The sequence below is a fragment of the Ruegeria sp. CDSC021 genome, from assembly GCF_059610845.1.
This window is the reverse complement of sequence record NZ_JBXWOK010000002.1, coordinates 232742-252862: the sequence shown is the minus strand read 5'-3', so window position 1 is coordinate 252862 and position 20121 is coordinate 232742. Positions and strand designations below refer to the sequence as shown.

At 55.6% G+C, this 20121-nt stretch carries 27 protein-coding genes; 9 read left to right on the top strand and 18 right to left on the bottom strand.

Translation table 11 applies throughout. The annotated features are described in order from the left end of the window. Nucleotides 1-96 precede the first annotated feature (96 nt). A complete protein-coding gene (locus tag AC2FGB_RS06210; RefSeq protein ID WP_496693621.1) occupies nt 97-966 on the top strand; it encodes a LysR family transcriptional regulator in 870 nt (289 codons plus the stop codon). 8 nt (nt 967-974) lie between these two features. On the opposite strand, the gene AC2FGB_RS06205 is transcribed toward AC2FGB_RS06210, so the two are convergent. Together AC2FGB_RS06205 and AC2FGB_RS06200 are read right to left on the bottom strand one after the other, a co-directional pair. Beyond that, nucleotides 975-1451: a GNAT family N-acetyltransferase gene (locus AC2FGB_RS06205; protein ID WP_142635670.1), complete on the bottom strand. Its 477-nt coding sequence runs from the start codon at nt 1449-1451 to the stop codon at nt 975-977. Next, nucleotides 1452-1763 carry an ETC complex I subunit gene (locus AC2FGB_RS06200; RefSeq protein WP_142635668.1) on the bottom strand — a complete coding sequence of 104 codons (312 nt, stop codon included), beginning with the start codon at nt 1761-1763 and terminating at the stop codon, nt 1452-1454. A gap of 158 nt (nt 1764-1921) precedes the next feature. Here AC2FGB_RS06200 and AC2FGB_RS06195 point away from each other — a divergent pair, with 158 nt between their 5' ends. Together AC2FGB_RS06195 and uvrB are read left to right on the top strand one after the other, a co-directional pair. Then, nucleotides 1922-2401 carry an SRPBCC family protein gene (locus tag AC2FGB_RS06195; protein ID WP_271948305.1) on the top strand — a complete coding sequence of 160 codons (480 nt, stop codon included), beginning with the start codon at nt 1922-1924 and terminating at the stop codon, nt 2399-2401. 81 nt (nt 2402-2482) lie between these two features. Next, nucleotides 2483-4672 (top strand): excinuclease ABC subunit UvrB, encoded by a 2190-nt coding sequence (gene uvrB / locus AC2FGB_RS06190; RefSeq protein ID WP_496693620.1) that lies wholly within the window; start codon nt 2483-2485, stop codon nt 4670-4672. Nucleotides 4673-4694: 22 nt separating this feature from the next. Here the strand turns inward: uvrB and AC2FGB_RS06185 are convergent, their stop codons facing one another. From AC2FGB_RS06185 to AC2FGB_RS06170, 4 genes are all read right to left on the bottom strand, one after another. Continuing rightward, nucleotides 4695-5060, bottom strand: coding sequence for a hypothetical protein (locus tag AC2FGB_RS06185; RefSeq protein ID WP_496710096.1), 366 nt, complete (start codon nt 5058-5060; stop codon nt 4695-4697). A gap of 31 nt (nt 5061-5091) precedes the next feature. Beyond that, nucleotides 5092-5520: a hypothetical protein gene (locus AC2FGB_RS06180; RefSeq protein WP_496693618.1), complete on the bottom strand. Its 429-nt coding sequence runs from the start codon at nt 5518-5520 to the stop codon at nt 5092-5094. 336 nt (nt 5521-5856) lie between these two features. Beyond that, a complete protein-coding gene (locus AC2FGB_RS06175; RefSeq protein WP_496693617.1) occupies nt 5857-6147 on the bottom strand; it encodes an antibiotic biosynthesis monooxygenase family protein in 291 nt (96 codons plus the stop codon). A 275-nt stretch (nt 6148-6422) separates the two neighbouring features. Next, nucleotides 6423-6869, bottom strand: coding sequence for a MarR family winged helix-turn-helix transcriptional regulator (locus AC2FGB_RS06170; RefSeq protein ID WP_496693616.1), 447 nt, complete (start codon nt 6867-6869; stop codon nt 6423-6425). A gap of 110 nt (nt 6870-6979) precedes the next feature. Between AC2FGB_RS06170 and AC2FGB_RS06165 the strand changes: the two genes are divergently transcribed. Continuing rightward, complete coding sequence (locus tag AC2FGB_RS06165) at nt 6980-7204, top strand: hexameric tyrosine-coordinated heme protein (protein WP_142635660.1); 225 nt, start codon at nt 6980-6982, stop codon at nt 7202-7204. A 43-nt stretch (nt 7205-7247) separates the two neighbouring features. On the opposite strand, the gene AC2FGB_RS06160 is transcribed toward AC2FGB_RS06165, so the two are convergent. The 4 genes from AC2FGB_RS06160 to AC2FGB_RS06145 all read right to left on the bottom strand — a co-directional run bounded on the left by AC2FGB_RS06160 (nt 7248) and on the right by AC2FGB_RS06145 (nt 8999). Then, on the bottom strand, nt 7248-7601 hold the full coding sequence (locus AC2FGB_RS06160; RefSeq protein WP_142635658.1) for an MmcQ/YjbR family DNA-binding protein: 354 nt from the start codon (nt 7599-7601) through the stop codon (nt 7248-7250). A gap of 38 nt (nt 7602-7639) precedes the next feature. Next, nucleotides 7640-8041 (bottom strand): excalibur calcium-binding domain-containing protein, encoded by a 402-nt coding sequence (locus tag AC2FGB_RS06155; protein WP_246097187.1) that lies wholly within the window; start codon nt 8039-8041, stop codon nt 7640-7642. 158 nt (nt 8042-8199) lie between these two features. Next, nucleotides 8200-8607 (bottom strand): universal stress protein, encoded by a 408-nt coding sequence (locus AC2FGB_RS06150; protein WP_281972496.1) that lies wholly within the window; start codon nt 8605-8607, stop codon nt 8200-8202. A gap of 71 nt (nt 8608-8678) precedes the next feature. Beyond that, on the bottom strand, nt 8679-8999 hold the full coding sequence (locus AC2FGB_RS06145; protein WP_142635654.1) for an antibiotic biosynthesis monooxygenase family protein: 321 nt from the start codon (nt 8997-8999) through the stop codon (nt 8679-8681). A gap of 123 nt (nt 9000-9122) precedes the next feature. On the opposite strand from AC2FGB_RS06145, the gene AC2FGB_RS06140 reads away from it, so the two are divergent. Beyond that, nucleotides 9123-9806, top strand: coding sequence for a hypothetical protein (locus tag AC2FGB_RS06140; protein WP_246097186.1), 684 nt, complete (start codon nt 9123-9125; stop codon nt 9804-9806). Nucleotides 9807-9849: 43 nt separating this feature from the next. On the opposite strand, the gene AC2FGB_RS06135 is transcribed toward AC2FGB_RS06140, so the two are convergent. Continuing rightward, on the bottom strand, nt 9850-12138 hold the full coding sequence (locus AC2FGB_RS06135; RefSeq protein ID WP_496693615.1) for a glycosyl hydrolase family 28-related protein: 2289 nt from the start codon (nt 12136-12138) through the stop codon (nt 9850-9852). Between AC2FGB_RS06135 and AC2FGB_RS06130 the strand changes: the two genes are divergently transcribed. Next, the gene (locus AC2FGB_RS06130; RefSeq protein ID WP_496710095.1) at nt 12122-12280 is read left to right on the top strand and encodes a hypothetical protein; all 159 of its coding nucleotides are present in this window, start codon (nt 12122-12124) and stop codon (nt 12278-12280) included. The two genes, AC2FGB_RS06135 and AC2FGB_RS06130, sit on opposite strands and share 17 nt — an antisense overlap. Here AC2FGB_RS06130 and AC2FGB_RS06125 read toward each other — a convergent pair. From AC2FGB_RS06125 to phhA, 4 genes are all read right to left on the bottom strand, one after another. Beyond that, a complete protein-coding gene (locus tag AC2FGB_RS06125; protein ID WP_496693613.1) occupies nt 12277-12678 on the bottom strand; it encodes a DUF4864 domain-containing protein in 402 nt (133 codons plus the stop codon). The genes AC2FGB_RS06130 and AC2FGB_RS06125 overlap by 4 nt on opposite strands. A 48-nt stretch (nt 12679-12726) precedes the next feature. Next, entirely contained in the window at nt 12727-14301 is a 1575-nt protein-coding gene (locus AC2FGB_RS06120; protein WP_281972498.1) for a lysine--tRNA ligase, read from the bottom strand. A 122-nt stretch (nt 14302-14423) separates the two neighbouring features. Then, nucleotides 14424-14777, bottom strand: coding sequence for a 4a-hydroxytetrahydrobiopterin dehydratase (locus tag AC2FGB_RS06115; protein WP_496693612.1), 354 nt, complete (start codon nt 14775-14777; stop codon nt 14424-14426). Nucleotides 14778-14784: 7 nt separating this feature from the next. After that, nucleotides 14785-15585, bottom strand: a complete 801-nt coding sequence (gene phhA, locus AC2FGB_RS06110) for a phenylalanine 4-monooxygenase (protein ID WP_496693611.1) — start codon at nt 15583-15585, stop codon at nt 14785-14787. A 106-nt stretch (nt 15586-15691) separates the two neighbouring features. Here phhA and AC2FGB_RS06105 point away from each other — a divergent pair, with 106 nt between their 5' ends. Both AC2FGB_RS06105 and AC2FGB_RS06100 read left to right on the top strand, forming a co-directional pair. Further along, on the top strand, nt 15692-16159 hold the full coding sequence (locus AC2FGB_RS06105; RefSeq protein ID WP_246097185.1) for an Lrp/AsnC family transcriptional regulator: 468 nt from the start codon (nt 15692-15694) through the stop codon (nt 16157-16159). 81 nt (nt 16160-16240) lie between these two features. Continuing rightward, nucleotides 16241-16663, top strand: a complete 423-nt coding sequence (locus AC2FGB_RS06100) for a tellurite resistance TerB family protein (protein ID WP_142635642.1) — start codon at nt 16241-16243, stop codon at nt 16661-16663. 2 nt (nt 16664-16665) lie between these two features. Here the strand turns inward: AC2FGB_RS06100 and dacB are convergent, their stop codons facing one another. The 3 genes from dacB to AC2FGB_RS06085 form a co-directional block, all read right to left on the bottom strand. Further along, a complete protein-coding gene (gene dacB, locus AC2FGB_RS06095; protein ID WP_496693610.1) occupies nt 16666-18147 on the bottom strand; it encodes a D-alanyl-D-alanine carboxypeptidase/D-alanyl-D-alanine endopeptidase in 1482 nt (493 codons plus the stop codon). Between the two features lie 66 nt (nt 18148-18213). Then, nucleotides 18214-18834: a nicotinate-nucleotide adenylyltransferase gene (locus AC2FGB_RS06090; RefSeq protein WP_496693609.1), complete on the bottom strand. Its 621-nt coding sequence runs from the start codon at nt 18832-18834 to the stop codon at nt 18214-18216. 32 nt (nt 18835-18866) lie between these two features. After that, on the bottom strand, nt 18867-19118 hold the full coding sequence (locus AC2FGB_RS06085; RefSeq protein WP_416383917.1) for an MOSC domain-containing protein: 252 nt from the start codon (nt 19116-19118) through the stop codon (nt 18867-18869). Nucleotides 19119-19518: 400 nt separating this feature from the next. Between AC2FGB_RS06085 and AC2FGB_RS06080 the strand changes: the two genes are divergently transcribed. Then, nucleotides 19519-20043: a DUF2059 domain-containing protein gene (locus AC2FGB_RS06080; RefSeq protein ID WP_496693608.1), complete on the top strand. Its 525-nt coding sequence runs from the start codon at nt 19519-19521 to the stop codon at nt 20041-20043. The last annotated feature ends 78 nt before the right edge of the window (nt 20044-20121 follow it).

Genomic DNA, 20121 nt, shown 5'->3' with positions numbered 1-20121 from the left:
CCTCCGTTTTGCAGCATGGTGGCAGCCATTTCGTGACAGCGCAAAGCAGATTTGCTATTTCTTGGCGTAGAAAAACTAAGGCTTGAAATGAGTGTCATGCCCAAACGCCCGAAAGGGCCCCCGCTGAATGCAATGCGCGCCTTTGAAGCTGCCGCACGTCATGTCAGCTTTGTCGCCGCCGCTGAGGAATTGAGCGTCACGCCCGGAGCGATTTCGCAGCACATCAAGACATTGGAGGGCTGGGCAGGTACCGCGTTGTTTCGGCGCAACGCGCAGGGGGTGGAACTGACCAAGGCCGGGGCTTCGCTGGTGGCTGAATTCTCTGCGGCGTTCGACGGGTTGGCCGAGGCGGCGCGTGCCCTCCGCAACCTCAAACCCAACGCCGATTTTCATATCGCCGCCTTGCCATCTGTTGCGCAGCTTTGGCTACCAAAACGGCTAAGCCGGGTCAGGGCGCAGTTTCCGCATATCAATTTTTCGGTGACCGCGATGGAAAATCCACCCAGTCTTGATCGGGAATTGTTCGATCTGGCCATATTCATTGGCGAACCCGATGCTGAGCCCGAGCAGATTTGCATTTGCCCCGATCTCATCTCTCCGGTCGGCGCGCCTAGCCTGATTGAACATATGAACCACTTTGTCGACACCGTCCTTCTGCATGACCAGACCTGGAACGACGATTGGACAATCTGGTCACAGAACACGGGAATTGAACTGCAGGATGCGCAGACCGGGCCGCAGTTTTCTCTGTACAGCCTGGCCGTGGAGGAAGCGAAGGCAGGTGCGGGTATTCTGATGGGGCATCTATGTTTGCTTGAGGATGCCCTGGCAAGCCGCGCTCTTAAGTCTGCAAGCGAATACACCTGCCCAACGGGCCGCTTTCTGTTCGTCCACATACCTGGCGCAACGCGGCAAAGGCCCGAAACGCAACAGGTCGTGGCATTGCTGAACGAAGGTAGTGCCTAACAACCGGCCTATTCTGCGGGCTTTAGATCCAATCGCATGAAGGCGCTGTTGGGGTCGGCCTCATAGCCGTAGATCGGGCCGCAATAGGAATAGCCCAGCGCTTCATACAGCCTGCGCGCGGCGTCGTAGTAGGACAGATGATCGGCGCCCGTCTCAAGAACCAGCGCCGAGGTCCCTTCGACCCGTGCGTGATCAGCAAGATGGGTCATCATCACTCGCGCCAGACCGCGGCCACGTGCGGTTGCAAGGATATGCACGGATTTGACTTCGGCGGTCCCATCCGGCAGCGCCTTGAGCGCGCCGCAGCCCAGCACCTTGTTACCCTCATACAAAGCCCAGAACCGCATTCCGGGCCCGGCCAAGGCACTGGCATCCATCGTGTGATTGCTCTCGGCTGGCCCGGCGGTTTCGCTATGGGCAAAATGCGCCTCGACCACCGGGCGCAATGCGTCGGAGGTTGGGTCAGCCTCGCGAATGTCGATCATTTAATGCGTCCAGGGTGCGCGCCGATCGGTGGCAAAATTCTCGCCATAACCGCGCGCGCGCAGGTTCGGCTTGCGTTTATGCGGTTCACTGACCTGTGCGTCGATACCGTTGTCCTTGGCGTAATCCAGCGCCTCTTCCTTGGTGTCGAAATTCAGACGCACCTGGGTCTGGGTGTCACTGGAAGACGTCCAGCCCATCAACGGATCAACCTCGCGCGTGGATGCTGGGGCATATTCCAACACCCAATGCCGGGTCTTGGCCGTACCCGATGTCATCGCATTCCGCGAAGGCTGGTAGATCCGTGCGCGCATGTCGCCTCTCCGTACTCACTTGGCTGAAGTTGTTTATGCGTCAGAGCGAGGCCTGGGACAAGGTGGCAAATGTCGCGGAGGACAAGGATGTTCTGATGACGAAAACTGTCATTAGGGAAATGGTATAATCATTCAAACGCCACAACAAGGACAGCAAGATGATCCACCACGAACGCAGCCTCGACATTGATACCCGACCCGAAGATATCTGGGCCATTTTGAGCCGGTTCATGCATATCGACGATTTCGCCCCGCAGGTGACATCAGTAGATGCGCTAACACAAGGTGCGGATGGGGTGGGATCGAAACGACGATGCCATTTTGAAAATGGGACGTCTCTGGTAGAAGAAGTCACGGATTGGCAAATCAACCGGGGCTACCGTGTCCGCCTGTCTGAGATGTCTGCAATGCCTCTGACCCAAGCACATGCAGCAATCGCCGTTGAACCCCTTGCCAACAACCAATCCAGAGTAGTCTGGAGCATGGATTATCAAATGAAGTTTGGTCCATTGGGATGGCTGATGGGGCAGACTGTGCTGAAAGCGATGATGGGGCGTGTCCTGGGTGACAACCTGAAAGCGCTTGAAGAAAAGGTGCGTTCGGATCAAATACCGGATCATCGGTTTGCGTATTACTGAAACTGCCGTTTCTAGATCGGATCAGGTCTTGCAGTTGGACAAAATAAGAACAAATGTAGTGGCCTGACCCGGAGCCTGCCCATGCCTTACGCCCATTCCGACAAGACTCAGCTGACTGCTGATGACGTCCGCGCCCGCCTGAAACTGGAAGGCGGTAAAGAATTCGTCATGCATACCGAGTTCTCACCGGCAGGCGACCAGCCCACCGCGATCAAAGAGCTGACCAACGGTATCTTCGACGGCGAAAGAGAACAGGTCCTGCTGGGCGCGACCGGGACGGGCAAGACCTTCACAATGGCCAAAGTGATCGAGGAAACCCAGCGACCCGCCATCATCCTTGCGCCCAACAAGACGCTGGCGGCGCAGCTCTATGGTGAGTTCAAAGGCTTCTTCCCGGAAAACTCGGTCGAGTATTTCGTGTCCTACTATGACTATTACCAGCCCGAGGCCTATGTCGCGCGCAGCGACACCTATATCGAGAAAGAATCCCAGATCAACGAACAGATCGACCGGATGCGCCACTCGGCCACGCGGGCGCTATTGGAACGCGATGACGTGATCATCGTCGCCTCAGTGTCGTGCATCTACGGTATCGGCTCGGTCGAAACCTATGGGGCGATGACGCAGGACCTGAAGGTTGGCGGCGAATACAACCAGCGCCAGATCATGGCCGATCTGGTCGCCCAGCAATACCGCCGAAATGATCAGGCATTCCAACGGGGCTCGTTCCGGGTGCGGGGTGACAGCCTGGAAATCTGGCCCGCCCACCTTGAAGATCGCGCTTGGAAATTCTCGTTCTTTGGTGAGGAATTGGAAACCATCACCGAGTTCGACCCGCTGACCGGTGAACGCGCTGCGAATATGGAACAGGTGCGGGTTTACGCCAACTCGCACTACGTGACGCCGAAGCCAACGATGAACCAGGCGATCATCGGCATCAAGAAGGAACTCCGCATCCGACTGGATCAACTGGTCGGAGAGGGCAAACTGCTGGAAGCGCAACGTCTGGAACAACGCACGAATTTCGATCTGGAGATGTTGGAGGCCACCGGCGTCTGTAACGGAATCGAAAACTACTCGCGCTATCTGACCGGTCGCGCGCCGGGCGAGCCGCCCCCGACGCTGTTCGAATTCATCCCCGACAACGCCATCGTCTTTGCCGACGAATCCCACGTCAGCGTGCCGCAGATCGGCGGCATGTACCGGGGCGACTATCGGCGTAAATTCACCCTGGCCGAACACGGGTTCCGCCTACCATCCTGCATGGACAACCGACCCCTCAAGTTCGAGGAATGGGACGCCATGCGCCCGCAATCCGTGTTCGTTTCTGCCACGCCTGCCAAGTGGGAGATCGAACAGACCGGCGGCGTCTTCACCGAACAGGTGATCCGCCCCACCGGCCTGCTGGATCCCGAGGTCGAAATCCGCCCTGTCGGCATGCAGGTCGACGATCTGCTGGACGAGGTGCGCAAGGTCGCTGCCGATGGATATCGCACGCTGGTCACCACTCTGACCAAACGCATGGCCGAGGACCTGACTGAATACATGCACGAACAGGGCATCAGGGTCCGTTACATGCACTCGGATATCGACACGCTGGAACGCATCGAAATCCTGCGCGACCTGCGGTTGGGCGCGTTTGACGTGCTGATCGGCATCAACCTGCTGCGTGAGGGGCTCGACATCCCTGAATGTGGGCTGGTCGCCATTCTGGACGCCGACAAAGAAGGCTTCCTGCGCTCGGAAACCTCACTGGTTCAGACCATTGGCCGCGCCGCGCGCAACGCCGACGGGCGGGTGATCATGTATGCCGACAAGATCACCGGTTCCATGGAGCGCGCGCTGAACGAAACCGATCGCCGCCGCGCCAAGCAGATCGCCTATAACGAGGAACACGGCATCACCCCAGCAACGGTGAAGAAAAACGTCGAGGATGTTCTGGCCGGTCTCTACAAAGGCGACGTCGACATGAACCGCGTCACCGCCACCATCGACAAACCAATGCACGGCGCGAACCTCGAGGCGCATCTGGACGGGCTGCGCGACAAGATGCGCAAGGCCGCCGAGAACCTGGAGTTCGAAGAGGCCGCCAATATTAGGGACGAGATCAAGCGTCTGGAAGCGGTCGATCTGGCCATCGCCGACGACCCTATGGCGCGCCAATGGGCGGTCGAGAAAGCATCCGAGGACGCGGTGAAATCACGCGGACGGTCAACCGCTGGCAGGCCGGGACAACGGGGTGGGAATGTGAAGCGGAGGAAGCAGAAATAATTGATCGACTGGATACAGTCAATTATCTCTTTGAAAGTTCCAATTCAATCAGCTGCTTTTCGTTCAAACGAATGTGAGCTTCATTCTCCAGCCTATCTACTTCCTCAGAAAGTGAGCAAATTCTAGCATAGATTTCGGCAGCACTACATGCGTCCTTGAAAGAGTATCCCAAACTAACTAAGAGAAATAGAAATCCAATAGGGTTTAATGTGGCCGCAAAAGCAGAAGCAATGTTTCCAAATGTTTCTATGAAAGCTCGTGGCGCAAGTTCTCTTAGCCTATCTTTTTCCTGATCTACGAGAATTCGGTTATCTTCTATTCTCTGAGCAATCTCTACAAGCTGGCTACCATTGTCGCGTAGCAGGTCATTGAGGTCATCAACGTTCACATGTCTGAAATCGTGCGAATACATTTGTACACTATTGTTTGAATTTTTTACCAAAATTCAACTTATCAAGTACTTCAAGCTGTTCCTTCATTGCCTGTAACTTTCTTTCGACATTAGAAAGTTTTAGATGAGCACTGAACAAAAGGGCCCAAAGCGCTACAGTAACTAACAAAGCAATTACGGCCAATAACGGTCCAAGGAAAGAACTCAGCAAAGACCTCGGGAATTCCAAATCTTCCCAATACACCGGCGCAAACCCAAATATCGAAATCAGAGCAAAAAATAGCGGTAAGCCAACGAGTAATCCCGCCAATGGCCATCGGCTAATAGTTTGTTTGTCTGGTTTATTTTCTTTGTTTTTGAGGCCTTCCAATACTCTTCCTCCACAAATCCAAAAATTACCAAATTTTCTGCTTCTAAGCAATACAGTCCGGCAGGCGTAGGATGAGTTTCCAACCATCACTCCTAGGCGACCTAAACGTTTGATGGGAAAACCCCAGCAAGCGTAGGATGGATGCTCGCACCCACCATTTTCGATTGCGCTCCACGATGGGTGGGATCATTCATCCTACTCGCCACCTCATACTCCACCCTTCCAGCCCAGCGCCCTCTCCTCCACGTTTGAAATCACAAATTGTGATTCCAAACGGTTGCCATGACAAACCCGAACACCCTGCCCAGCACCCATGAGGTCCAAAGCGCCATTCACCGGGTGCGCGGCACCCGTGTGGTGCTGGCCGAGGATCTGGCACAGGTTCTTTTGCAAAAAAAGGGCGGGAATATCCCGCCCGATACCTTACCCCTTATCCCAATGGGCAATCACATCATACCCAACCGGCGTTGGCGGGCTTTCCATGAACTCGGCGAAATGGCCCCACAGCTCGGCCACTTTGGGTGCGTTTGCGTTTGAGGTCTCCTCGCTTTCAACGACCGAGATCACATAGCCCGACCCGTCCTCGTTCATCACATTGGTAAAGCTGTGCATGCCGGGCATGCCCATGATTTCTGATTTCAATGCGTTCATTTTCGCCGTCGCCGCCTCACGCGTGCCGGGCTTCATCTTGAATTGAGTAATACGTGCAAACATGATTTTCCTCCCTCGTCCGGCGAAATCGCCATAGGGCGAAACCGGAGCGGCCTCGCCGCATGCAACCTAGCATGGCAGCCTGAAATCTCATATTGATAGGCGTGATTTGCGGCCATTTTCAACCATACGCCTCACTGTATTTGGGCCACTGACACGTCAGAGTTGCTGCCCAGCGCGGAAGGCGCGACATCTGAATTCACATATTTTGATTCCACAGCCTCAGCCAGACCGAACCCGAACAACCAAAGCGCCGTTCACGGTGTTTGCGGCCTGAGCTAATTGCCGGCCTGAGACAAGCCGGCTTTCAGCTTCTCCAGCGTATTCAAAAGGCGGTCTAGGTCAGCTTCGTCCAGCCCGGTATCGGCGATCATGCAGGCGGTGATCTCATGCGCCACAGACCGCAAGGCCGATCCCGCCCCGGTCAGAGAAACAACAACCTGGCGTTCGTCCTCTTTGCTACGGGTTCGGTCGACAAGCCCGTCGGCCTCAAGGCGTTTCAGCAGCGGGGTCAGCGTGCTGGTTTCCATCGACAACGCGTTGGCCAACTCACTGACATTTCGCCGGTCTCTCTGCCACAGCAGAGTCAGGGTGATGTATTGCGGATAGGTCAGCCCTAGCGGGCCGAGGTGTCTCTTATAAGCGCGGTTGATTACATGCCATGACGTATAGACCGCATGGCAAAACATCTCATCGGTCTTCGGTTGGGTCGGAGAATCTGTCACGGCAGCACCTTCGCTCGCTTATATCGTGCACGATATAATTCATTGACCCACGCCCACAAGGCAGTTTATATCGTGCTCGATATTATCGTACGCGATATAGGAGACAACACATGTCCTGGCTACCAACGCTCATCACCGAGACACCCGAGGAGGGATTTGACCTGGCAATCAAACTATCACGGATGGCGGTTAAGAAGACGCAGCCCAATGACGAGATTCGTCAGCGCCTGAGGCCGATCTACGAAAACGATGCGGACAGCCTGACTATGGTGTCGCATGTCGTGGCGACAAATTACCAGACCGTGGCGGCAGCGAACAACTATTGGCGCAAGTGAGTAAAGGTGAAATGGGCTGGGTGGCGGATGGGATGACCTATTCCTATACGCCCAGTTCCGCCCGCATCTTCTTGGTCAGCTTGGCCACGACCAGATCATAGGACGTCACGATATGCTCGCGCAGCGACGTGTCGCTCATCCCGCGGTCCTCATAGACCTGCAGCCATTTCATTCCGCGCGAGGCCAGATATGGCGCAGGGCGAATTCCGGGTTCGTCGCTCAACACCTCAAAGGCCAGTTCAGTGGCTTTGAAGGTGAAGGCGTCCTGACCGTCATTCCAGCCGCAGATCGCAAACACCTTGCCCCCCACTTTCCACACGTCTGCGTTGCCCCATTGAACCACATGAGAGCTGGCCTTCAGGCCCGCGCAGAAACTGTTGAACTCTGCTCGCGTCATCGGCTTTGCCTCTTTGTTCCGAAGTCCTTACCCACCTGTCAAGGCCTCACGAATTTGGCATTGCCAACGCGTTTTTGAGGGGCAGCGCTTTGTTCTGCATTCGGGGCAATCACCCCACAGGCCACACCATCCTGATCGGGATCGTTTTGCAGGTGATAGCCCGGCTCGCCCTCCAGAAACGGACCAGGAAGAACCGAGAGCGCAGCACCACATCCGGCAAGGGCAACAAGATGTAAAACCGCCTCATCACGCTCGAATTCTGAAGTGCGCAACCAGACGCTCAGGGCAATGATGCCTGTCGTCAGCGGCAACATGAGGACCATCAGCAGAATCCGCACCGGTGACAATGCGCGCCGGCGCAGAGCTTCGGCGCGTTGAACACGTTTGGCCGATTTCGGATCCGTGAACAGCGCCTTGGGAGTGGTCTTTTCTGGCTGCATTCCCGATCAATACACCAGTATCCGTGGGATGCCGATACCTAAGGGACAAACATATCTGTGAAACTCTGTCACGATGCAGGACGCTCTACGAACCTGGGCCAAGCAAACAAGACAGACCGTCCAATTTCTTGGCTGCTCGCTTGTGATCTGGCAGAGACCTAACGTACCACGTGCACTGAGCATGCAGCGTGGCGGACAACATGGGTAGCGGTGGAGCCCAAAAGCAAATCCTGCATACCTGGTCGATGAGACGCGATGATGATCAGATCCGGCTTATTCACGTCGGCCCAGTCAAGGATCGTCCGACCGGAATGCCCCTCGACAACGACTCCGCGGGCGCCCGAAATATTTTCCGCCAGCGCATCCAACTCGGCCTGAACGGCCTTGCGCGCATCGTCCAGATACCCGACCGGCATATAAGCGCTGGCATAGGCCGGTATATGTTCGACCACGTGCAGCAGCGTGACCTGTGACTCGGGTGCCGCCAACAGTTGCGCCAGTTTCAATGCGGACGGCATATCACGCGCGTCGTCGAATGATATTGGTACAAGAATATTGTGATACATGGCACGCGCCTCCTTGGTTGCTCAAGTATACTGGTCGATTACCAGACGCGTGACCTTGATCCAGGTCAGGATCAGTTGAAGGTTTCCGCAACATCGTACATGACGGGCTCAAAACTCTTGCACAACTCGTTGATTTTACGGTTTCTATCACGCATTTCTGACGTACGCAGCATGGCCAGAAAATCCTCGCGACGCTCCCATTGCGAATAATTGGCAATCCGGGTCTGGGCGTCGTTCACGTGCAATCCCGCTGCAACAAATCCAGGTTGCTTTGAGATGAAGCTGGCATAGGCATCCGTCAACGCCTCAAGCAGATCCTGGCAGGTGCCAGGCGTCATTTCAAATGTTGTGATTACGGTCTGCACAGTAGCGTTTTTGGAAATCTTTGGCATCTTGAAACTCCCTTGTCTGTCTCAAACCTAACACAGGATTCTGAAAGGTCTTGTGTTTCCTTTTGGCCTAGGCGCGCTCTTTTCAATTCGAAAAATAAACAAAACACTAACACTCCGTTAACCATGCTGACGGAAGCTGCAAGCATGTATCGCATTGCCCTGATATTGCACCTGTTGCTGATGGCCTCTCCTGCCTGGTCAGGTGCATGGCTGCGAGAAAAGGATGCAGCATTCACAGCCGCCTCACTGACAGCTTTTCGGCTCCCTGAGGATGGGTACGACTATAAAACCTCTCTCTATGCGGAATGGGGATACAGCCAGAACCTGACGGTCGGCTTTGATTTCGAACAAAACCAAGACCTCTATGGCCATGCACTCATCTTTGCCCGTGTCCCAGTAGCGGATTTGGGCCAATGGGGTCGGTTCGCTGCTGAATTTGGTGCCGGTGCATATCACAAACATGAACGGGCCTGGGCACAGTACAAAGTGACGCTGTCTTACGGCAAAGGATTCCAGAGCGCCTTGGGAAGCGGTTGGATCGCGATTGATGCCGCCATCGAAAACCGAACACATGATGACATCTATCGAAAGCTCGACCTGACAACAGGGCTTTCATCGGACAGGTTGATCAATCCCCTAATCCAAATCGAAACGGCCTACAGGTCTGGGCACTCGATATATTGGAAGGCACGCCCCTCGGTCATGATCCGAACCAAAGACAGTTCTACTACCTGGGTTCTGGGGGTGGAAAGAAATGATGCCCGCAAAAACACGGGCATCAAACTGGCTTTGTGGAACGAATTCTAAGCCCAATCCGTTCCTACATTAATTCCGGCAGACGCCCGCACCGTCAGCGCTCCATCCTCAGGATTGCTGAAACCTCGCCCTTCAGACCCTCAGGCCAGCGTAACTGGATATCAGATCCATCCACCCCGTGCTCCAGCAGGACATAGGGGTGCGAATATTTGGTTGACCCAAGCGCTGTCTTCAAAGGTCCCAGAACGGTAACCGAGTCACAACTGCGCGCCTTGCCACCAAAGGGCAACCGGTCCTCAGAAGACACCGTCCACGCCGTTGCAGCTGTGTTCTGTGCGTGCCGTACCCTCAGTGGATTTGCGGTTTTAGCAGTGACACCATGGAACGTATTGTTTTCAAACGTCACGTTCAAATGGGCTGTGTTGTTCAGATCAGCGAATGTCGTGTCCACGCGTTCGGCCCGGTCGATCCCTCCGTTGATGGACCGGAATTTGTTTCCCGTCACGACGACGCCGTTCAGGAAATGCCCGGCGCCATAGGGACGAATGACAATGCTGCTGAACCAGGGCGCGACCTCGTTCGAGTAGAAGATATTGTCGGTAATGCTCATGGCGCTGAATGAGAAGCCAGCGGTGTAAACAGGGTCTGAATCCCGCTCATTTGTCCATTCGACAAAACAGTTATCGACATAGTTCTCGGCGATGGTCGAGCTGTTGTAAGTTCCGATCATGACCAAACCGGCCGAGCGCACCCCCTGAGTGATGCTGTCTCCCTGGAAAAAATGGTTGCCTAGGACCATGTTGTTGGTCCCTGCCAGCACCGCAAAATGCAGGAAACGAACCGCGCGATTGTGGCGCAACTTGATGTCATTGGCCGTTGAGTTCAACGCAATCGACTTGCGATCCGAGACGTCAAAGGACTCTTCAGAAGACAGGAACTGACAATTATCGACCAACATGCCCTGACACCCTGTACCGATCGAGGTGATACCGCGATCCAAAGGTCGGCTGATAAAACAGTTCGTTATGGCAAATGTGCTGCCTGACGGCGCAAGGCGGATTGCGCTACAGCGGCCATTGCATTGAAACTCGATCTCTTCCATTCCGAACTTGCGCAACGTGCTGAAACCGCTGAAATCAAGCAAATATTTGAAAGACAAAAAGGTAAATGTCTGCGTCCCGGATGCGTTATAGATCGGCGCGTTCAAAGTGATCTCTCCCGCCCCCTCATCCTTGGACCGGACATAGATCTCGCGGCCAACGCCGCTGCCCTGCACCAGCGCGCCGACAGGAATGTTGGCAACATTCGCAACATTGGTCAAACGCGTTGGGTCCGACGGGCTGTAGGTTGCCAGAGATGTGAATGTCTCGGTGCCCCAGGCCGAACTGCTTTGAACATCGAACTGGCCATTGCGGATGATCCGGCGTGTCGAAAACCCTGTTTGTTTGTTCGGAACCGCCGCTGCCATGTCAATCGGCTCACTCACCGAAATCTTGCGCCCGCCCAGATCCAGCGATTCATGATCCGAGTTGTTCAGCAAAGCCTGAAAGGCCTTTTTGAATGCCAGGTCCTCGGCGCCGAAGGCCGTGATATAGGCCGGCAGGTTAAAGTTCTTCGTCAGCAAGAGCATCTTGTCATCGGGCATTGTGACCATGCCCTCAAATTCAATCTCAGACGAGATCGTCGTGTTTTCCGTCAACAGGTAGGTGCCATCCGAGACAAAGACACGTCGTCCATTCGCTGCCTGATCAGCGGCGACAAACGCTGCTGTGTCATCCGCTACACCATCACCGACCGCCCCGAAATCACGGATATCGACCAGAGAGATCATGTCGCGCAGGAACACATTGGTGACATCCGTAATCTCGATATCGTCGATCCGGACCACAGCGCCGTTGGTGCCTTCAATATCCAGCCCGAAATGCCCGTACAGGGTGGAAACACCCCAAGGCATATCCACACCCGTCCGTTGCCCCGCGCCCACAATCGCAGTGATTTCATGCACGGTGCCGTACCCGGACAGCTGTGTTGCCGGGCCCTGTTTGACCACGCCCGGCACCTGAACATCACCTGCCCCGCCCGCCCAGGCGGCGATACGAACCTCGGGCAAGGGGCCGCTAATCGCTTTTATCCGGGCTTTGATCTGTAAGTAGCACCCGGGCAGCAGCGGTGTCTGACCCATATAGCGCAGCTGTTGTGTTGCGTTCACCTTCAGAATTTCCAGACATCCGCCAAAATCCGCATCTGCCGGAACAAATATACCATTCCCCGATCCATGATAGGTTGGCGAACCCGGTGTTCCGTCACCACTTGACCATACGTTCAGACCGTTTGCGAAAGCAGGCGGCATGAACACGATGCCGTCGGTGATTGCCTTGTTCATAGAAATCCCTTTCCCATTCGCGCAGCGGCCAATCACCACGCGCATAAACCCAGTGTTCGGGGTCGGCCCCGAACGCAAAAGCCTGAGTATCGAAAAGGAATTAACCGCCGCTCATATCACCGTGACGGTGGTGTTGCGCTAGGCCGCCGGATCCGAATTTCCCAAAAGCTGCACGCCGTTGATTTTCCAGCCCCGTCCCTGAGGGATCATCTCGTAGTCCAGAATGTGAACCTGCCCGTCGCCATCCGTGATCATCACCTTCTGCCACAACGCCCCTGAAATTTCGCGAAGTTCCAGAAACCGCACGTCCGCAGGCCGCCAGACCATCGGATAGCCACGCCGGACCATCACCCCGAAATTCTCAGGCGTTCCGAAAAGGCGCTGGATAGTGGGGCTGGCAAATGTAAAGGCGGTTGCGAAATCATCCGCCTTGAACGCCTGTATCTGCCCCGCGATATTCGCCTCGATCTCGGCGTTTTGGGCAATGGCTCCGGATGCCAGTCCGGCACTCAAAGATACAGCAAGCAATAAACGACGCATGGGGCCACCTCCTGATCGAAGGATAGCCCCACGCGCGATCAGGTCAAATCAGACCAGCTCTCCGGCCAGCGCCTTGTCGATCAGCGCAATGGTTTCCGGCACGCCATAAAGCGCGATGAACCCGCCAAATCGCGGCCCCTGGGATGCGCCCAACAGCACTTCATACAGCGCGGTGAACCAACCCCGCATAGGGTCAAACCGCTCGCGCCCGACAGAGTAAACCACCGATTGCAACGCCTCATCCTCGATCGGTCCGTCATATGCCGCCAGCTCTGCTTTCAACGCCTCCAGCGCTTCGCGCTCTTGATCCGTCGGCGCCCGGTGCTGGCGGGTGGGCTTGACGAAATCGTTAAAGTAGCGGACCGCAAAGCCCGCCGCCTGATCCAGATCAGGATGCGTCTCAGCCGTGGCCTCAGGCGCATAGCGGCGGATGAACCCCCACAGCGCCTCTTTGTCTTCAGCCCCCGAAACCGACGCCAGATTCAACAGCATCGCAAACGGCACCATCAGGGTCGATTCAGGAACCTCCCCGCCGTGGATATGCCACACCGGATTGTTCAACTGCGCCTTCAGCTCCTGCCCCGGATAGGCCCGCAGTTGCTGATGATATTCATCATAGGCCTTGGGGATCACATCAAAATGCATCCGCTTGGCGGTCTTGGGCTTTTGATACATAAAATACGCAAGACTCTCAGTCGGTGCATAGGTCAGCCATTCGTCGATCGAGACGCCATTGCCCGAAGATTTCGAAATCTTCTGACCGTTCTCATCCAAAAACAGCTCATAACTGAAATGCTCTGGCGCACGGCCACCCAACGCCCGGCAGATCGCGTCATAGATCTTTTCGTTGGTTGCATGTTCCTTGCCATACATTTCAAAATCAACGCCCAGCGCGGCCCAGCGCGCACCGAAATCCGGCTTCCACTGCAGCTTTACGTTGCCACCCGTGACCGGCAGCGTCCATTCCTTGCCGTCGTCGTCATCAAAGGTGACGGTATAGGTCTCGGCGCAGACCTTTTTCATCGGCACGTACAGAACCCGACCCGTTTCGGGGTGGATCGGCAGGAAGATCGAATAGGTCTGCTGCCGCTCTTCTCGCAGGCTTTTCAACATGATGGCCATTACGGCATCATAGTTGTCGACCGCCCGCTTCAGAATCTCGTCAAACTGACCCGAGCGATAAAAGTCGCGCGCCGAATAGAAATCATACTCGAACCCAAAAGTGTCGAGGAACCGGCGTAACATTGCGTTGTTGTATTCGCCAAAGCTTGGGTATTCGCCGAACGGATCAGGGACCGAAGTCAGAGGACGCTGCAAATGCTCTTCAAGCGCTTCGGGATTCGGCACGTTGCCGGGAACTTTGCGCATACCGTCCAGATCGTCCGAGAAACAGATCAGCTTGGTCGGAATATCCGACAGCGCCTCAAACGCACGCTTGACCATGGTGGTCCGCGCCACCTCGCCAAATGTCCCGATATGCGGCAAGCCGGACGGGCCATAGCCCGTCTCGAACAACACATACCCCTTGTCCGGAGCCCCTTTCTGATAGCGTTTGAGCAACCGGCGCGCCTCTTCAAAAGGCCAAGCCTTGGACGACATCGCGGTTTCACGCAGTTCAGACATTTTCTTCAAGCTCCATCGGGAAAACAGCGTCGGCTTTCGTTTGCCGCCGACCGACCCCTCCTATTGTGCCGGTGCAGCATGAGTCAATAAAGCAAGCTGTTTTTCCTGTCTGGAAACTGGCCTCAGACGACTAACTGATCCAACTTGGCCGCCCAGATGAAATCATTCTCACTAAGGCCGTCAATTTCGTGGGTCATCAGCTGAACATCCACATATCCCCATCCAAATCTAATGTCGGGATGATGCCCTTGCTGATCGGCCAGCCAGGCGCAAAGGTTTGCCAGATAGGTCGCCTTGGCAAAGCCTTTGAATTTGAAATGACGGCTGAGAGTTTTTGCATCCGCATCCAGCGACCAATCGGAGGTCAACTGGGCCAGATGCGCGCTTGCCGCATCACGGTTCAAAGCTGGAATGCCGCCGGAACAAGGGGCACAGGTCCGATCCGATAGGGTGCAGGTTTGTTCTGATGTGGTCATGTCCAGCTTACTCCGCCGCTGTTGCCTTTTCGGGAAACTTATTCGGCAACAGGCCCAGTGATTGCGCCTTATGCACATCCGCCAGCAAATCCCGATCGGCGGCAGCAAACAGTTCCTCGGGGTCGTCCAGCACGAAATAGCCCATCTGGTGCATATCAATCCGGTAGGGCGTGCGCAGGATCGTCAGAACGTCAAAGGGATCGCGGTCGGGTATTTCGCTTTCCACCGCGTAGACAAGTTCGGTCGGGGATGAGGCAAGCCCCGATCCCAGCGCCTTGATCACCCCATCCTGACGCCGCAGACCAAATTCGATCGAAAACCAATACAGTCGGATCAGCCAAGCATAGTCCTTTTCACCGGCCCGCACCCCAGCCATTCCGATAGCATGACTGAACGCAGCAAATCGCGGATCGCTCAACAACGGAGTATGGCCGAAAATTTCATGAAAGATGTCCGGTTCCTCGATATAATCGAAATCCTCGCGGGACCGGATAAACGAGGCGGCCGGGAAAACCCGGTCGGCCAACATGCCAAAGAAGGTCTTGAACCCGATCAGCGCGGGTACAGGCTGCACTTTCCAGCCTGTCATATCCAGAAGCCTCTCAGAAATATCAGCGCATGATGGAACACGGGTTTTCGGAAGCTCCAGCCGGTCCAGCCCCGCGAGATAATCACGCGCCATATAGCGCTGTATGTTCTCTTGCTGAGCGGCATAAAGATCAGCCCAGACAGCATCCTCTTCGTCGGTATATGTGATGTGACCATCGGCATTGGCCACCTTGGCGACGTATTTTGTCGACTTTGGCATGGAAGCTCCTCCTGAAAAGAGCATAGCCAGCCATCGTGAAAAATTTCATTTGAATGTTTTTCAGGATCATACAATATGAACGAAACATTTCACAAACTCAAAAGATATGACGCAAATGCTTCAAAACGCGGATATCGCCATCCTGCAAGAGCTTCAGACCGATGGCCGTCTGTCTATGCAAGAGCTCGCGGATCGTACCGGCCTGTCTGCCTCGCAATGTTGGCGGCGGGTTCGCGATCTCGAAGCTGCTGGGGTTGTGGCAGGCTATACCGCTCGTGTGCCCGCCAAATCCGTCGGCCTGAACGCAATAGCCTATGTTCATGTTGCGCTGCGCGATCATCAGGAAGACAGCATCACTTCGTTTTTGCGGCTGGTTGAGACCGAGGCTCAGATTGTCGAGTGCGCCTCAATCACCGGGGATCATGACTTCATTCTGAAAGTCTATTCGAAAACACCCGAAGATCTTGAGGCGTTCATCATGCAAAGGCTGTTGAAATCGGGGTTAGTCCGCGACACTCGCAGCAATTTTGTACTGCGGCAGACGAAAACACGTGGCCCTTTGCCCATTCTTTGATCTATCGCTCCAAAATCCGTTGAACCTATTCCCTGCCCCACCTATCGTGCGGGATCAGAACAGTTCAATCAGGACACCCCTATGACCAACCAAGTGCCACACCCGATGTCTCCTCAAGATTGCCTCGTGGCGATTATGGTTGCGATCTCTGCATCAGATGAGACCATCCGCACCGCCGAGCTGGTCAAAATCGAGGGCGCGGTCAACATGCTGCCTGTCTTTGCAGAATATGACATCGACCGGATGTATCGCGTTTCCCAGATCGTCTTCGATCTGTTTGAACAAGAAGATGGTCTGGATGCCCTGTTTGGACTGATTCGCGACAACCTGCCCGAACGCCTGAACGAAACCTCCTATGCGCTTGCATGTGATGTTGCGGCTGCAGATGGTACGCTGGCAGAATCCGAATTGCGGCTGCTCGAGGAAATCCGTTACGAGTTGGACATCGACCGTTTGCATGCCGCTGCCATCGAGCGCGGCGCGCGAGCACGGCACACGACCTGACATCAGCTGCTGCCGGCCAGCTTCCCCCACCTTTCGATCAGTGCGCGCTGCAATTTGCGCGACCTGTTATTCCAGCTCCGCCCGCCTTCGGGCCGTTCACGATACGCTCGGGGGATCGTTGCGCGATGTTCTATGTCGGCCGTGAATATCGCAAAGGCCAGCTCTGCCCCATCTGGTGAGGTTATGAACCCACCCAGGCCCGAGACAAAGTTCAGGGTTCCGGTTTTCGCATTCACTCTGATCGGATGATCCTTGACCGGCCGCCCCTGACTGTCGGCAAGGGTAAATTTCTTCAGCAAAGGCCGGAGGTCTCCGGCTTTCTGCGCCGCCAGCAGCGCGACCACCAAATCCTCGGGCGCTACGCGTGAATCGCCCCCAAGCCCTGAATGATCGACCATCGCAACCCCGGTCACACCATAGGTCTCTGTGGCCCATCTGTTCATCTCGGCGGCTGACTCCGCCAAAGTCTGCGGTCGCGTACCGCGCGCCCTCGAGGCAGCGAGCCCTACCATCTCGGCAGTGAGGTTGGTCGAGTATTTCAGCATGCCCTGCAATATGCTCTCGAGCGGGTCGCTTTGATGAATGACCAAAGGGGTTCCATTCGGCATCTGCCGCGTGACCTGCGTCCGCCCCAGCACAATTCCGTTGGATCGGGCCAATGTTCTGAAAACGTCACCTGCATAAAGCGCGGGCTTGCGGACAGGCAGCCACCGCGCCCCATCGCTACCTAACGCGCCTTTGGCAACAGTCCACCGGTCCTGACGGGCGCTGGGTTCGTAGGTATAGATCGGCAGGTTGCGGCCCTCGACCTTCATGGACGCCACTTCCACTGCAGGGGTATAGCGCGTGCTTCGGGCATCCATGGTCACGTCATAGCTGGCGCCCTGCTTTTTCCACTCGAAATGCACGCGATTGAAATTCAGAGAAATGCCGCTGATCGCAGGGCTGTACCCCAAATGATCTGGCTGCCCCGGATCAATGCTGAACACGTAAGGCAACGCGCCATCATAAACTTTGAACGCGCCGCGGACCTCGGTGATTCCGGCCTCGCGCAAGTTTGCCGCCATCGCGGCCAGCGCATCCGTATCCAGCAAAGGATCACCACCGCCAACAAGAACAAGATCGCCGTTCAAAATGCCGTTTTCTATGGGCCCCTCAGCGACCAACGCAGTTTCGAACCTGTAGTCAGCACCCAACACATTCAGCGCGTAAAGCGCGGTCAGGGCCTTGCCAACACTTGCCGGTGGCAAACCCCGGTCGCCACCATAGGCTTCAAGCACCGTGCCTGTATCAGCGTCGGCTACAGCAAAGGCGACTTCGCCGCGCAGGTTCGCGGCTTCGACCAAGCGCACAACACCTACGATCGGCTCATCACGAATCTGAGGCCTCAATGATGTAAGCGGTGCCTCACCCATAACGGCTACAGGCATCAGGGCCGCGCCCAGCCCAGCAATAAATCCTCGTCGCGAATAACGATCATTCATGGGTTAATTAAAATCCCAGAGATCACAGGCAAACAACCTGAGATCCGAATTATGGGCCCACAGGGGCTATTCAGGCAACACCTTGTTGCCCCAAACCCCCTGAATGCGCAACTGGGTCGAACTGACATCCAGCATCGGCACATTCACAAAACACCACGCCGGGGCCTGTGCCCGGCCCAGTAAATGCCGCGCCTGCCCGTCGATGCGGTATTTGGCATAGCGACGCGCCGCAGGGGACATACGTGCAGAGATGCGGTCTCCGGGACGGGCAACAACGCCAACCGGTACGGTTTCAATAATCGACTGCCAATCCTTCCACTTATGGAATTGCGCCAGGTTATCTGCACCCATCAGCCAGACAAACCTGACCTGCGGATAAAGCTTCTGCAGGGCGGCGACAGTATCCGCCGTGGCGCGCGTGCCGATCTGGGTCTCGATATCCGTCACCTCGACACGTGGATGCTGCATCACAGCTTGCGCTGCCTTCACCCGCCGCGCCAATGGCGCAGGCCCGCGCTCTTTCAAAGGATTGCCCGGAGAGACCAGCCACCACACCCGATCCAGCCCAAAGGCCTTCATTGCCTCGAGTGTCACATGCACATGGCCCTTATGCGGCGGATCAAATGACCCCCCGAACAACCCCACAACCTGCCCGGGCCGTACATATGGGATAGAGCTACGCTGCATCTCTTGCTGATGTTCAGAACTCGGCGGGGTTGTCAATCAACAGGTTGCACAGCGTCGCCCAACCTGACCCGCCCGGGCCGCACCACCTCGGCGCACCAACCGCCATGACCCCGAACGGCGGAATAACCACACTTGCCCAGCGCCTCCTCCATCCGGCTGCACGGCGCGCAGATCACAGTGAAACGCAGGATGGCCTCGCCCACCTGCACCTCACGCCCCTTGAGCGCCGCCAAATTGATTCCTGATACCACCAGATTGCGTCGCAGGGTTTCAGGCGCAACCAGACCCTACCCGAGATAGGAGCCTATCGCAGACAGATGTTCCCGCTGGATCAGGGTCACGGCTCGCTTGCCCGCGCAGCTGCGGTCTCCGTCCGGCCCATTAGCAGAGAACATGGCCCCCTCTACAGCGACTATCTCATTCCGCAGCGCAGGCCGCAAACTAATCCAGTCAGCGCAACCTGCTTGTGAGTAGCAAGAAATAACGTATTGGAATGCCGTTGTTATAGCGGTTCCTTCAGTCTGCGTTACTGAACGGACCTTCTTGCAGTTTCCTAGCTTCCCTCCAAGCCCACAACGCAAGGATTATTTGCAGAGTCAAGGCACTGCCATAGCTTGCAGCACCTGTACTGACTGGATAAGCACTACCCCGACAGAAAAACACTAAATCAATAGGAACAATCTATTGCGCAACCTATCATTGGCCACTGCTTTCCTCGCCCTCTCGTCGAATGTTTTGTATGCAGGCGCACAGGAGGATGCCGATTATATAGCCAACGTCACCGTAAACGAAGAAGTCATGCAAGGTGTGCTGGTCGCAATGCGTCCGGTCCTGATACAAGCGGTGCAACAAGATCTAATTTCCAGGGGCATAAAAGTATCTGATACCGAAGCGTTTTTCGACATTGTGATGGACGTATTCATGGATGGATTCATCCACGAACTGCGGATTCCAACGGCTCAATTCTATGTTGAAAATTTCTCAGCTTCTGAATTGCACGAAATAACCCAGTTCTACGACAGCCCGACGGGAAAGAAGCTACTCCGATTAACGCCTGCAATGATGCAGCATGGCGCAAAAACGGGTCAGGTGGCCGGTGCAAAAGCGGCTCAGATGGTTCAACCCGAAATTGTTCGGCGCATCCACGAAGAAGGTCTCGTAATCGAAAATAGATCTTTCACCGACAAATTGCTGGAAGCCTTCGAATAAGCTCAGAACTATTCTTGCTCGCCCTTGTCGGCTCGGGTATCACACCGTCCAACCAAATTCCTCCGACCCAAAGGACGC

Coding starts and splice junctions, on each gene's coding strand:
- AC2FGB_RS06210 (WP_496693621.1), top strand. CDS start 97: ATGCCCAAACGCCCGAAAGGGCCCCCGCTGAATGCAATGCGCGCCTTT.
- AC2FGB_RS06205 (WP_142635670.1), bottom strand. CDS start 1,451: ATGATCGACATTCGCGAGGCTGACCCAACCTCCGACGCATTGCGCCCG.
- AC2FGB_RS06200 (WP_142635668.1), bottom strand. CDS start 1,763: ATGCGCGCACGGATCTACCAGCCTTCGCGGAATGCGATGACATCGGGT.
- AC2FGB_RS06195 (WP_271948305.1), top strand. CDS start 1,922: ATGATCCACCACGAACGCAGCCTCGACATTGATACCCGACCCGAAGAT.
- uvrB (WP_496693620.1), top strand. CDS start 2,483: ATGCCTTACGCCCATTCCGACAAGACTCAGCTGACTGCTGATGACGTC.
- AC2FGB_RS06180 (WP_496693618.1), bottom strand. CDS start 5,520: ATGGTTGGAAACTCATCCTACGCCTGCCGGACTGTATTGCTTAGAAGC.
- AC2FGB_RS06175 (WP_496693617.1), bottom strand. CDS start 6,147: ATGTTTGCACGTATTACTCAATTCAAGATGAAGCCCGGCACGCGTGAG.
- AC2FGB_RS06165 (WP_142635660.1), top strand. CDS start 6,980: ATGTCCTGGCTACCAACGCTCATCACCGAGACACCCGAGGAGGGATTT.
- AC2FGB_RS06160 (WP_142635658.1), bottom strand. CDS start 7,601: ATGACGCGAGCAGAGTTCAACAGTTTCTGCGCGGGCCTGAAGGCCAGC.
- AC2FGB_RS06155 (WP_246097187.1), bottom strand. CDS start 8,041: ATGCAGCCAGAAAAGACCACTCCCAAGGCGCTGTTCACGGATCCGAAA.
- AC2FGB_RS06150 (WP_281972496.1), bottom strand. CDS start 8,607: ATGTATCACAATATTCTTGTACCAATATCATTCGACGACGCGCGTGAT.
- AC2FGB_RS06145 (WP_142635654.1), bottom strand. CDS start 8,999: ATGCCAAAGATTTCCAAAAACGCTACTGTGCAGACCGTAATCACAACA.
- AC2FGB_RS06140 (WP_246097186.1), top strand. CDS start 9,123: ATGCTGACGGAAGCTGCAAGCATGTATCGCATTGCCCTGATATTGCAC.
- AC2FGB_RS06135 (WP_496693615.1), bottom strand. CDS start 12,138: ATGAACAAGGCAATCACCGACGGCATCGTGTTCATGCCGCCTGCTTTC.
- AC2FGB_RS06125 (WP_496693613.1), bottom strand. CDS start 12,678: ATGCGTCGTTTATTGCTTGCTGTATCTTTGAGTGCCGGACTGGCATCC.
- AC2FGB_RS06120 (WP_281972498.1), bottom strand. CDS start 14,301: ATGTCTGAACTGCGTGAAACCGCGATGTCGTCCAAGGCTTGGCCTTTT.
- AC2FGB_RS06115 (WP_496693612.1), bottom strand. CDS start 14,777: ATGACCACATCAGAACAAACCTGCACCCTATCGGATCGGACCTGTGCC.
- phhA (WP_496693611.1), bottom strand. CDS start 15,585: ATGCCAAAGTCGACAAAATACGTCGCCAAGGTGGCCAATGCCGATGGT.
- AC2FGB_RS06105 (WP_246097185.1), top strand. CDS start 15,692: ATGACGCAAATGCTTCAAAACGCGGATATCGCCATCCTGCAAGAGCTT.
- AC2FGB_RS06100 (WP_142635642.1), top strand. CDS start 16,241: ATGACCAACCAAGTGCCACACCCGATGTCTCCTCAAGATTGCCTCGTG.
- dacB (WP_496693610.1), bottom strand. CDS start 18,147: ATGAATGATCGTTATTCGCGACGAGGATTTATTGCTGGGCTGGGCGCG.
- AC2FGB_RS06090 (WP_496693609.1), bottom strand. CDS start 18,834: ATGCAGCGTAGCTCTATCCCATATGTACGGCCCGGGCAGGTTGTGGGG.